Here is a 12,404-nt window from a genome sequence, read left to right as displayed (position 1 = left end):
TTCTGATTTGAGATTTTATCTGTTTCATTTTAATTATTTGTTTAAAATGTGATATTCAATTAAACCATCAATTGGTCTTCGTAACACATTTCCAATTGTAATTCCTCGTTTATTTAATATTTCCGTTAATTCCTCTTTCAAATAAAACGCAATCGAACCTATAAAATGTACGGGAACTTCTTTACAATTTTCAAACTGTTCTACGTAGTTTTCTACAAAACATTCCATTTCTTCTTGAATGAATTTTTGGCAAAATTCGGTGTCTTTGTGTTTGATTAAGAATTTTGCAAATGTTGCTAAATACGCATTTGGATTTGGTTCTTTATACAAGTTTTGCTTAATATAATCAGCATCCACATTGTATTCTTCTTCAAATTCTTGTGCTAACTCTTTTGGCATTTTTCCAAAATAATAGCCCCGAATTAAATGACGTCCAAAACGATTTCCAGAACAATCATCCATCGCAATATAACCGAGAGATTGTACTTTTTGATGCAATATTTTTCCATCAAAATAAGAACAATTCGAACCTGTTCCTAAAATACAAACAATTGCTTTTTCATCTTTTGGAGTAGTTGCATAAACCGCAGCATAGGTGTCTTCATGAACCACAACTACTGCATTTTTAAAATATTCTTGAAAAACTAAAGTTAGAAAGTCTTTCATTCTATCAGTTCCGCAACCTGCTCCGTAAAAGAACAAGTGAGTAGCTTTGTCTTTGTTGTGCGAAATATCAAATTTATCGTCTAAACGATTGATTATTTCTTCTTTGTGTAATACTTCAGGGTTTAATCCTAAAGTTTGAGTAGTGAATAATACTTTTCCGTTATCATCAATAGCAATCCAATCGGCTTTAGTAGAACCACTGTCAACTAATAATTTCATTTGGTTGGTGTTAGTTTAGTTTTGGGAATAAAAAATCCCGCACACAAATGTAACGGGATTTTTTTAAAGAAATATTATTTTAAACCAGCAATATGTACTGATAAGTCGATTAATTTACTTGAATATCCGTATTCGTTATCGTACCAAGAAACCAATTTAAAGAAAGTAGAGTTTAACCCAATTCCAGCTTTAGCATCTACTACAGAAGTTCTTGAATCGCCAACAAAATCTTGAGAAACTACATCATCTTCGGTATATCCTAGAATACCTTTCATTTCGTTTTCGGAAGCCGATTTTAATACTTTCATGATTTCTTCATAGGTTGTTTCTTTTGCTAATTTAACGGTTAAATCAACAACAGAAACATCAACTGTTGGTACACGAAATGACATTCCTGTTAGTTTTCCGTTTAATGCTGGAATCACTTTTCCAACCGCTTTTGCAGCTCCTGTTGAAGATGGAATAATGTTTACACTTGCAGCACGTCCGCCTCTCCAATCTTTCTTAGAAGGACCATCAGCTACCATTTGTGTTGCTGTTGATGAATGAACGGTTGTCATTAATCCTTCAACAATACCAAAATTATCATTGATAACTTTTGCTAACGGTGCCAAACAGTTGGTTGTACATGAGGCATTAGAAACAATAGTATCTGTAGCTTTTGCTTCTGTGTGATTTACTCCCATTACAAACATTGGAGCATCTGCCGAAGGAGATGAAATCACTACTTTTTTCGCACCACCGTCAATATGTGCTTGAGCTGTTTCTAAAGTGGTAAAAATTCCTGTACATTCTGCAACTACGTCAACATCTACGTCTTTATCGTCCCATTTAATTAATTTTGGGTCTCTTTCTGATGTTACACGAATAAATTTATCATTTACATATAATTTACCTTCTTTTACTTCGACTTTTCCATTAAAACGCCCATGAACTGAATCGTATTTTAATAGATAAGCCAAATGATCTACATCTAATAAATCATTGATAGCTACAACTTCTACATTATCTCTGTTAAATGTTTCTCTGAATACAATTCTTCCGATTCTACCGAATCCGTTAATTCCTAATTTTACTTTTGACATTTTCTTTTCTTTTATTTACTATTTTTATTATGATGATACGATATCAGATACCTTTACCAATTCCATATCTATTTCACTTTGTCCTTTAATGGCTTGTTCTAATGGTGTTAAGGTTACTTTGTCTTGATATAAACCCACCATAAAATTTGATTTTCCTTCTAATAAAGTTTCAACCGCTTTAACTCCTAATCTAGAAGCTAAAACTCGGTCAAAACAAGATGGAGAACCACCGCGTTGCATGTGGCCTAAAACCGAAACACGAACGTCATATTCTGGCATGTTTTCTTCTATGTAATCTTTTAATTCGAAAACATTTTTACCAATTTTATCTCCTTCAGAAACTACAACAATACTTGAAGTTTTTCCTGAACCTTTACTTCTTTTTAACGATTCTACTAATCGGTCTAAACCAAAATCTTCTTCTGGGATTAGAATTTCCTCTGCTCCTGCTCCAATACCTGCGTTTAGTGCTATGTGACCTGCATCTCTTCCCATTACTTCTACGAAGAATAATCGGTTGTGTGAGTTTGCGGTATCTCTGATTTTATCAATGGCATCAATTACCGTATTTAAGGCGGTGTCATATCCTAAAGTGTGGCTTGTTCCATAAATATCATTATCAATGGTTCCAGGAATTCCGATTACAGGAAATTTATATTCTTCATTAAAAATTTCAGCACCAGTGAAACTACCATCTCCACCAATTACAACAAATGAATCAATCCCTGCGGCTACTAAATTTTCGTACGCTCTTTTTCTTCCTTCTGCGGTACGAAATTCTGCAGAACGTGCTGATTTTAAAATGGTTCCTCCTTTATTAATAATGTTTTTCACATCACGAGGTCCCATTTCTTTAAAATCACCTTCTATCATTCCTTGGTATCCTCTGTAAATACCAACACATTCTATATTATAATAAGCACAAGCTCTAACTACTGCACGAATGGCAGCATTCATCCCTGGAGAATCTCCTCCAGAAGTTAAAACACCTACTCTTTTAATCTTTGTTGACATATATTTTGATTGTTTATGTAAAGTTATAAAACGAAAAATTAAAAAACAGTGATTCTTGCAAACTATTTAGTAATAGCTGCAAATTCAAACGTTTTCGTTAATAACTTTATGATTTTTATACTAAAAAACTACGAATTAATCTATTTCAGGAACTTTTTCAGGTTCCTCTTTTGTTGCATCGTTAGATTTGGCTTTACGCTGATTGATGAATTCAATAAATTCAGGTGGAAATTCTGAATCAGGTAAGTCATCTTGTGATTTAGATGGATCTTTCTTCTTTTTATTTGTATTGAATATTTTTTGCATCATTTCTTTAAACGTATTAAATTCAACATTATACGTAATTCCAAGACCTTGTGTATATCCAATACCTTCTCCTACGTAATTGATGTCGTTTTCACGGTTAAATACGTGTGCGTTAAGCGAACCATCTTCATTAATTTGAATTAAAACTTCTAAATTTCCAACAATAACAGACTCAGTAACACCTCCTACAGGAACTCCAACTTTACCATTAATAGAAATTCTATCATTGATTCGAGTATTCATAGTCACTCCAACCCTATCTGAAATATCCGTTAATCTATTTCCTTGAGAATAATCTAATCCTAATTGCAAGTTGCTATCTTGATCTGCAAACAAACCATTAATAATAGAACTTGCTCCTTCAATTAATGATCCATAAGCAGCGTTACTAGAGGATTCTGCTGTAACAAATGAACCCGTTGCCATTAAAGCAAATGCTTGTGTTTGTCGTGTATCTTTATCCTGCAATTTATAATCAATTTCGCTCTTTAAAACCGAACTAACCGTAGGGAAATCGATATTGAAATCAGGTTGAGGATTACTTAAATTACCGTTTAATAAAATAGTTACGTTTGTATCTACTTTTCTATTTAAGGACGAACTCTCAACTAAAACTGCTGGATTTGCCATTGTTTTATAAGTTGCTTTTAAGTCTAAAACAGCATTCATTGGGTCACCATCCCAACGTATGGTTCCTCCTTTTTCTACATTAAATTTTTTATCAATAATACCGCCATATTTGAAATTGTATTCTCCTTCCTGAACTTGAAAATCTCCATACATTTCAAATTTACCTAAAGTATTAATATTCATTTGCATAGAACCATACCCCTTACCTTTCATGGCGTGTCCGGTTTCTCGATTTAATATAATTTCTATATCTGTATCGGTATCAATATCGAAATTAAAATCAAGCTCTATTCCCTCATATCTATTTTCTTTAACAATTTTTTCAGTTAATGATTTTTGATATTCTTCTACTGTCATAAAATTGATAAAAGAATTGTTTCCTAAATCTTCTTCATCATTAACAGGAATTTTAATAGAAGTACCTTTTTCAGATTCACCTGCTACTTTGATATTTAAAGCATCTACAGAACCAGTGATACTAGCTTTTCCTTTCATAAAAGCTGTTCCGTAATAATAGGCATCTTCTGAATCTTTGGTGTCTAAAGCCAAAATATTATCAGAAACCAAGTGCAAATCAAGCTCCCAATCTCCAAGATTTTCATGTCGGATGGTACCATCAATTACCCCTTTGGTTTTGTATTTGGTATCGGTTACTTCAATTTTTCTCAAGCTAAATTGATGCTCGGTTAAATCTATTATGGCATTTTTCTCAAAAGCATAATCTACATTCAAATATGGAACTCGCATTCCTGCATCGTTAAGATATAGACGTCCATCCATTTCGGGCTCTGTCAATGAACCTCCAATTGTAGCACGACCTGTTGCATTTCCTCTAACATCTGACAAAACATTACCTAGTAATGAACCAAAAGGCGCTAAATTAAACTTCTCAAACCCAGCTACCAAATCCAAACTAGATTGTTGACCAACAAAATTTACATTCCCATCTAAGAAAAAGTGTTCTTGTCCGTCTTGCTTTAAACTAGAATTGACTTTAAACTGATTAAAGTTTTCATTTCCTTCAATTTTAAAATCTAAATCGCCTAATAAAAACTGATTGATTTTTAAGCTATCAATGGTAAGATTAGAAATAGGTTCGTATTTATTTCGATCTTGTTTGTATGTTATATTTCCATTTACTTTTCCACCAAAAGACAAACTATCTAATGAAGGCGTTACTTTATTTAAATCTACATCATCAAAAGTTAACTTAAAATCTTTATACGTTGAATCGCGCATGGTACCAAAGAAATCAATTTTTTGGTTATTATGAGATAAAGTCAACTTTTCAAAATTGAAATTTTTAAGGTATTTATCAAAAATTATTTTATTGTCGTTGGTTTCACCTTCATTGATGAACCATACATAATCTTTAAATTTTACTTCTGATTTTTTAAATCCTAAAATAGATTGTTTCTCTTCATTTATTGTGTGATACAAGTTTAAATCATAAGTATCCTCACTTTTTGGACCTCCTTTAAATTCGGAACGCACAAACAAAGTATCGTTTAACGTAACGTTAATCAAATTAAAATCGGCAATCTTATATTTGTCATTTTTAATAGAATCAACCGTTATGTAAGCGTTGTATATCGGATTTTTATTATCGATATCAATTTTTATATTGTCAATAGTATTGTTGAATGCGACTATATTAGGCGAAGTAAAATCGAAGACAAATTTTCCTTCATCTCCATTAATTTTTCCTTTAAGCTTAGTGTTTTCAGATATTTTAACATCGGGAACAAATACTTCTACAATTTTGTCGTGAAGCGTTAAATCGAAGTTTATGAATTGTCCTTTTTCTAATTTATTTGGAGAATAATTGGCATACAAACTTCCAAGCGCATTTTCTACCATTTTTTGCACCTGACTAACCTTGTATTTTCCAACAATTTGACCAGTAATAATATCTGGAGAGTTGACATCAATTGTTCGTACTCTATCACTATCAAAAGAAGAAACAATTTCAAAATCATCAAAAAAGTAGGAATCTTTGCTGTTTTGATACGAAACATCATTAATTTGTAAGGTTCCTGCTAAATCGTCAACAGAATTTCCTGCCGCTTTAAAGTTGATATTTCCTTTAAAAATAGAAATAGAATCTTTCTTGTATAAATTCAAAATATATAAATCGGCATAGTCAATTTGGGCTTTAAAATCATAATTTTTAGCTTTTAAACTCAAATCAATTGTTCCATCAAAATCCATTTTTAAATTAGGATCATTACTATTAAAATACCCTTTATAATAAGGCATTTTCATACTTCCATCAACCGTGATATTTTGATAGTTGTAACCGTTATAATAGAATTTTTGTATTTCTCCTTTAATTGCAGTATTCAATAATTTTTGAGTAAATCCTCTTCCGTCTACATCTAAATTTACGGTTGCTCTACCAATTTCTTGTTTGCCTAACAAAGTTCCTAAATCAAAATCATTTAAAATTAAATTTCCTTTGTACAATGCGTTATCAATAACATCAATATTTTGCATTGACAAATTACTTTCTAATTCGCCTAATTTAGACATCAAATAAACATCCGCGTTAATATATTTCTGAGTTAATTCGACTCCACCAATCATGTTTACAGTACCTAACTTATCTAAAGTTGATGGTAAATTTTTACCTAAAATTCGAGGCAAAATCGCTTTTAATCGCTCATAACTAGAAGTAAGTCGGTCAAAGTTTCCTTTCATGTAAAAACTCTGATCGCCTTTGCTAAAAAGATTCTGAAAATTAATGGTTCCAACAATCTCTGATTGATTTTTATCAACTAATTTTAAATTATGTGTTGTGAAATTGTTCAACGTTCCTATCAAATGCGTATCCACATAGAAAACATTGTTTTTTCCAAATTCGTTGTAGAAATAATTCAAATCGTTTGACGCAATCGAAGCTTTATCAAATTGAACATCAAAAACTACCTTGTTATTAAAATCAGAAAAATCTTTTCGGTTGTATTTCAACTCTACTCTGCCTTTCATTTCCGATTCAGGCGTTTTCATCGACAAACCATCTAGCAAAATATTCTTTTTAGTATAGGTAAAATCAGATGTAATATTTTCAACCACTAATCCTCGATGATCTTTAAACGATAACTTATCAATGTAAGTAGTAACATTTGCTCCTTTAATAAAAAAATTTTCAATTTCTCCATTAAGCTGAGTAAAATCAAGCATTTTTGGAGTTTTAAGATTGTGATCGATGTATTGAAAACGGCTGTTAAAAACAGTCATTTTATTGGCTTTCATTCTAAATTTTCCAGAAGAAGGCGAACCATCATCAAATGCTTCAATGAATTTATCAAGATTAGTATACTTTTCATCTTTGTAATTCACAATACGTGCGTCTAATCCGTGAAGTACAACATCATTCATGTAAGGATGACCTGAAACATAAATTTCTTTGAAACTTAAAATAGAAGTATTTAGTTTTTTAATATAGAATAAAGTGTCTTGATGATGGTCTAAAACCAACACTTCCCCTAATTTTACACTACCAAAAGGCGTTATAGCAACTTTACCAATTGAAATATTGGTTCCAAATGATTTGTTTAAACTATCGGTTGCATATTTTCCTAAATAAGTTTGAACAAAAGGCAACGACAAAAGAATACCCAATAACAAGAGAAGCAATAATATTGCAACTAAGGTTCGAAATAGTATTTTTTTAAATTTTTTGATACGTTCTTTTGTTTTAAATTTGCGTCAAAATTATCCCTTTTGTGTATAACCCAACAAAAATAGGGAATTTTGTAAGATAATTGTAATATCTTTAGTTCAAATTTCATGCCTAAAATGACAGAAAGAAAAATATATACTTTAGCAATTGAAAGTTCGTGTGATGACACTGCTGCTGCTGTACTTTGTAACGATGTAGTATTATCAAATATTGTGGCGCGTCAGGCAATTCATGAAGAATATGGTGGCGTTGTTCCAGAATTAGCATCTAGAGCGCACCAACAAAATATTGTTCCAGTTGTTGATGTTGCTATTAAAAAGGCTGGAATTACAAAAAACGACTTGAATTGCATAGCTTTTACGCAAGGTCCAGGATTAATGGGTTCACTTTTAGTAGGTGGTTCATTTGCTAAATCAATGAGTATGGCGTTAGACATTCCGTTGATTGCAATTAATCACATGAAAGCTCATATTTTAGCCCATTTTATTGCCGAAGAAGGTTATGAAAAACCAACATTTCCGTTTATTGCCTTGACTATTTCTGGTGGACACACGCAAATTGTAAAAGTGAATAGCTTTTTTGATATGGAAATTATTGGCGAAACTACCGATGATGCTGTTGGTGAAGCATTTGATAAAAGCGCCAAAATATTAGGACTTCCCTATCCCGGCGGACCTTTAGTTGACAAATTTGCCCAAGAAGGAAATCCGAAAGCGTTTCCGTTTACCAAACCAAAAGTTGACGGATTGAACTTTAGTTTTAGTGGATTAAAAACTCAAATTTTATATTTCGTTCAAAAAAATGTGGCTTTGAACCCTAATTTTATTGAAGAAAACAAAGCCGATATCTGTGCTTCTATACAATATACCATTATCAATATTTTAATGGATAAGCTGAAATTAGCGGTTGCTGAAACGGGAATTAATCAGATTGCAATTGGTGGTGGTGTTTCGGCAAATTCTGGAATTAGAAGTACATTGAAAGAAGCAGAAAAAAAATACGGTTGGAAAACTTACATTCCTAAATTTGAATACACAACCGATAACGCAGCGATGATTGGAATTGTAGGTTATTACAACTTTTTAGAAGAAAATTTTAGTAACGCTGAAATAACGTCTAAAGCACGAATTGAATTTTAAATCAATGAAAAAAATCTTTTTTCTACTCTTAATATCTTTAATAACTTTTGGTCAAAAAAAACCAGAAGATTTTGGATATAAGCATTTAACTTTTACATATAAAAAAACAATTGTTGATGTTTTAGTCCAATCTAAAAAAGGAGAAGAAAATAGTAAGAAGCCATTATTTTTTTTCTGTCAAGGAAGTATGCCTCAACCCTTGTTAAAATATGATGAAAATGGTTTGTATGGTACTTTTCCTTTTGATGTTAACGATTTTTTAAATGAATTTCATGTAGTTATCGTTGGTAAACCAGGCATTCCTGTAATTTCAGATGTAAAAGATTTAAAAAATAATTATCAACATTTAGTAGAAAACGATAGTATTCCAAAAGTATATTCAGATCACAATTATTTAGATTATTATGTTGAACGAAATAATTTTATAATCAACAAATTAATTAAAGAAAAATGGATTTCAAAAGACAAATTAGTGCTTGCTGGTCACTCAGAAGGAAGCACAATTGCAGCTAAATTAGCTACTAGAAATAAAAGTGTAACACATTTAATTTATTCTGGTGGAAATCCTTACGGTAGAATTTTAAATATTCTTGAAGAAGAAGTATACAAACGAAAAAATTATAATTTAATCGATTATTGGAAATTTGTCGTTGAAAATAAAAACAATTTAGAATATAATGGTGGTGATACTTATAAAGCAACTTATGATTTTTCTCAACCATCAGCTAATTATCTTAAAGAACTTAAAATTCCTGTTTTGATTACATTTGGCACAAAAGATTGGAATGCGCCATTTATTCATTTGTTACAAATTGAAAGCATTCAATCAGGTTTAAAAAATTTAGAATTCAAACCTTATTTCGATGTTGAACATAATTTTTTTCCAGTTAATGAAAAAAGAGAACCAAACTATGAAATATACAATTGGGAAAGCGTTGGTAAAGATTGGAAAAATTGGCTAAATAAAAATTAAATCACATGCAACTATTCTATAATTCCGATATTAAACAAGGTGATTTAAACTTCTTTTTCGACAAAGAAGAAAGTAAACACATAGTTAAAGTATTACGTAAAAAAGAAATCGATAAAATATTTATTACTAATGGATTAGGATTTTTATTTGAATCTGAAATTGTTTTAGCCTCTGAGAAAAAATGTGAAGTTAAAATAATCAAAGAAACCTTCAAAAAACCAGATTCTTTTTACACACATATTGCCGTTGCACCAACCAAAATGAACGACCGATTAGAATGGTTTTTAGAAAAAGCAACTGAAATTGGTATTCACGAAATTACACCTATAATATGTGATCATTCGGAACGAAAAGTGTATAAAATTGATAGAGCGGAAAAAATTATTCAAGCCGCTATGAAACAATCGTTACATTATTATTTACCTAAAATTAATGAACCAATTTCGCTTTCTCAATTTGTAAAATCAAACATTGACGGACAAAAATTCATCGCTCATTGCGAAAAAACGGATAAAAAATCGTTTAAAAATGAAGTGAATAAAAATGAAAAAGTAACTATCTTAATTGGTCCGGAAGGCGATTTTTCTACAAAAGAAATCAATTTGGCTATTGAAAATAATTTTATTCCTGTAACTTTGGGAAATACAAGGTTACGAACAGAAACCGCAGCTTTAGTAGCTTGCCACACCATTACATTGATAAATGAATAAATTTTTAGCTTTTGGAATTTTATTAGTTTGGAACTTGGGCTTTACCCAAGAAATCGCTGTTGCTAAATATTCTGGTGGTGGCGATTGGTATGCGAATCCAACTTCTTTACCCAATTTAGCTAAATTTTGTAATCAAAATATCAAGACCAATTTAAATACTAAAATCGCTACTGTTGAAGTAGGAAGTGCAGAAATATTTACCTACCCATTTGTCCACATGACTGGTCATGGAAACGTAGTTTTTAGCACTAATGACGTAATTAATCTGAGAAATTACCTTACTTCAGGTGGTTTTTTACATATTGATGACAATTACGGAATGAACGAATTCATTCGAAAAGAAATCAAAAAAATATTTCCTGATAATCCTCTTACTGAAATTCCTTCCAATCACATTTTATTTCAAGAACCTTTTACCTTTTCTGGTGGATTACCTAAAATTCACGAGCACGACAATCAAAAACCGCAAGCTTTTGGTATTTTTATTGATGGTAGAATTGTTTTACTTTACACCTATGAAACTGACTTAGGTGACGGTTGGGAAGATGCCGAAGTACATAATAATCCACAATCAACCCGAGAAAAAGCATTGAAAATGGGTGCTAATATCATCAATTACGTTTTTAAGAATTAACTTTTTTTAAAACTTAAAAATTTACTTTTAACTCCTCTTTGTTTTAAAAAACTTCATTTTTTTTTCAAAATCTCAATAAACATTGAAAAATTAAATTGAAAATATACAGAAAATCTGTAACAATAATTATACAGAAGTTTTTTAGTTTTGAATTGAAACATTTAATAACTATTTAGAAAAAATAATGAATACCTTTTTACAAAAACTTTGATTTATTGTAGAAAAAACAAACATTATAATAAAAAATTAAAATATCGTTATTAAAATGATTATCAACCAAAATCAACTAACTAAAATGTATTATTTATGAAAAAACTTCTTTTATCAGCAGTTTCGTTACTATTATTAGTTTCCTGTAGTAACGAAGAATCTAGTTCTTCTAGTGAATTAGCAGCAACTTCAAAACACGATCACAGAGGATGTGCATCACACGAAGTACATGAACAACAATTAAGAGAAAACCCTGAATTAGCCGCAAAAATGCAAGAAATTGAGAGATTTACTCAAAATGCTATTACAAACGGAAGACTGGTTAATGGTAAAATTCAAATTCCAGTTGTGGTAAACGTATTGTACAGAACTGCTGCTGAAAATATTTCTTTAACACAAATTCAATCTCAAATTGATGTTTTAAATAAGGATTTTAATGCTTTAAATAGCGATTTTAATCAGGTACCTACTACTTTCTCAGGTGTAAAAGCTAATGTTGGAATTTCATTTGTACTAGATGCTGTGTACAGAAAATCAACTACAAAATCATCATGGGGAACTCGTGATGCTATGAAAAAAAGTAATCAAGGAGGACTTAATCCTACTTCACCAACAACTAAATTAAATTTATGGGTTTGTACTATTGGTGGTGGAATTTTAGGTTACGCACAATTCCCAGGTGGTTCATCTGCAACTGACGGAGTTGTTATTGATTCAAAATATTTAGGAACTACTGGTACTGCAACTGCTCCTTTCAATAAAGGAAGAACAGCAACTCACGAAGTGGGTCACTGGATGAATTTAAGACATATTTGGGGCGATACTACTTGCGGTAGCGATTTAGTAAGCGATACTCCTACTCACAATACAGCTAATTACGGAATTCCTGCATTCCCACACTACTCTACTTGTTCAGGAACACCTATAGAAATGACAATGAATTACATGGACTACACAGATGACGCTGGAATGTACATGTTTTCAAACGGACAAAAAAGCAGAATGCTAGCCATTTTTGCTTCTGGAGGTTCAAGATTTTCATTTGCACAGCCATAATCAAATGAAACATTTGAGTTAATTAGGAAAACTCACCATTATGTGGTGAGTTTTTTTTATTTTAGCCAAAAAGAAAG

9 protein-coding genes are annotated in these 12,404 nt (G+C 31.2%); 5 read left to right on the top strand and 4 right to left on the bottom strand.

The window, feature by feature from the left end:
* Window positions 1-33: 33 nt before the first annotated feature.
* The 4 genes from B2741_RS09910 to B2741_RS09895 form a co-directional block, all read right to left on the bottom strand.
* A complete protein-coding gene (locus B2741_RS09910; protein WP_291138336.1) occupies window positions 34-885 on the bottom strand; it encodes an N-acetylglucosamine kinase in 852 nt (283 codons plus the stop codon).
* A gap of 74 nt (window positions 886-959) precedes the next feature.
* Window positions 960-1,970, bottom strand: coding sequence for a type I glyceraldehyde-3-phosphate dehydrogenase (gap, locus tag B2741_RS09905; protein ID WP_291138333.1), 1,011 nt, complete (start codon window positions 1,968-1,970; stop codon window positions 960-962).
* A 27-nt stretch (window positions 1,971-1,997) separates the two neighbouring features.
* Window positions 1,998-2,984: a 6-phosphofructokinase gene (gene pfkA / locus B2741_RS09900; protein ID WP_291138330.1), complete on the bottom strand. Its 987-nt coding sequence runs from the start codon at window positions 2,982-2,984 to the stop codon at window positions 1,998-2,000.
* Window positions 2,985-3,119: 135 nt separating this feature from the next.
* Window positions 3,120-7,550 carry a translocation/assembly module TamB domain-containing protein gene (locus B2741_RS09895; protein WP_291138327.1) on the bottom strand — a complete coding sequence of 1,477 codons (4,431 nt, stop codon included), beginning with the start codon at window positions 7,548-7,550 and terminating at the stop codon, window positions 3,120-3,122.
* Window positions 7,551-7,721: 171 nt separating this feature from the next.
* Here B2741_RS09895 and tsaD point away from each other — a divergent pair, with 171 nt between their 5' ends.
* From tsaD to B2741_RS09870, 5 genes are all read left to right on the top strand, one after another.
* Window positions 7,722-8,744 (top strand): tRNA (adenosine(37)-N6)-threonylcarbamoyltransferase complex transferase subunit TsaD, encoded by a 1,023-nt coding sequence (gene tsaD / locus B2741_RS09890; RefSeq protein ID WP_291138324.1) that lies wholly within the window; start codon window positions 7,722-7,724, stop codon window positions 8,742-8,744.
* A 4-nt stretch (window positions 8,745-8,748) separates the two neighbouring features.
* Window positions 8,749-9,717 (top strand): alpha/beta hydrolase family protein, encoded by a 969-nt coding sequence (locus tag B2741_RS09885; RefSeq protein WP_291138321.1) that lies wholly within the window; start codon window positions 8,749-8,751, stop codon window positions 9,715-9,717.
* 5 nt (window positions 9,718-9,722) lie between these two features.
* On the top strand, window positions 9,723-10,427 hold the full coding sequence (locus tag B2741_RS09880) for a 16S rRNA (uracil(1498)-N(3))-methyltransferase (protein WP_291138319.1): 705 nt from the start codon (window positions 9,723-9,725) through the stop codon (window positions 10,425-10,427).
* Window positions 10,420-11,061 carry a DUF4159 domain-containing protein gene (locus B2741_RS09875; RefSeq protein WP_291138317.1) on the top strand — a complete coding sequence of 214 codons (642 nt, stop codon included), beginning with the start codon at window positions 10,420-10,422 and terminating at the stop codon, window positions 11,059-11,061. Before B2741_RS09880 ends, B2741_RS09875 begins: the two co-directional genes overlap by 8 nt.
* 306 nt (window positions 11,062-11,367) lie before the next feature.
* The gene (locus B2741_RS09870) at window positions 11,368-12,327 is read left to right on the top strand and encodes a zinc metalloprotease (protein WP_291138314.1); all 960 of its coding nucleotides are present in this window, start codon (window positions 11,368-11,370) and stop codon (window positions 12,325-12,327) included.
* The last annotated feature ends 77 nt before the right edge of the window (window positions 12,328-12,404 follow it).

Source organism: Flavobacterium sp. UBA7663 (assembly GCF_002483315.1).
GTDB lineage: Bacteria > Bacteroidota > Bacteroidia > Flavobacteriales > Flavobacteriaceae > Flavobacterium.
This window is presented reverse-complemented; position numbering and strand designations above follow the sequence as displayed.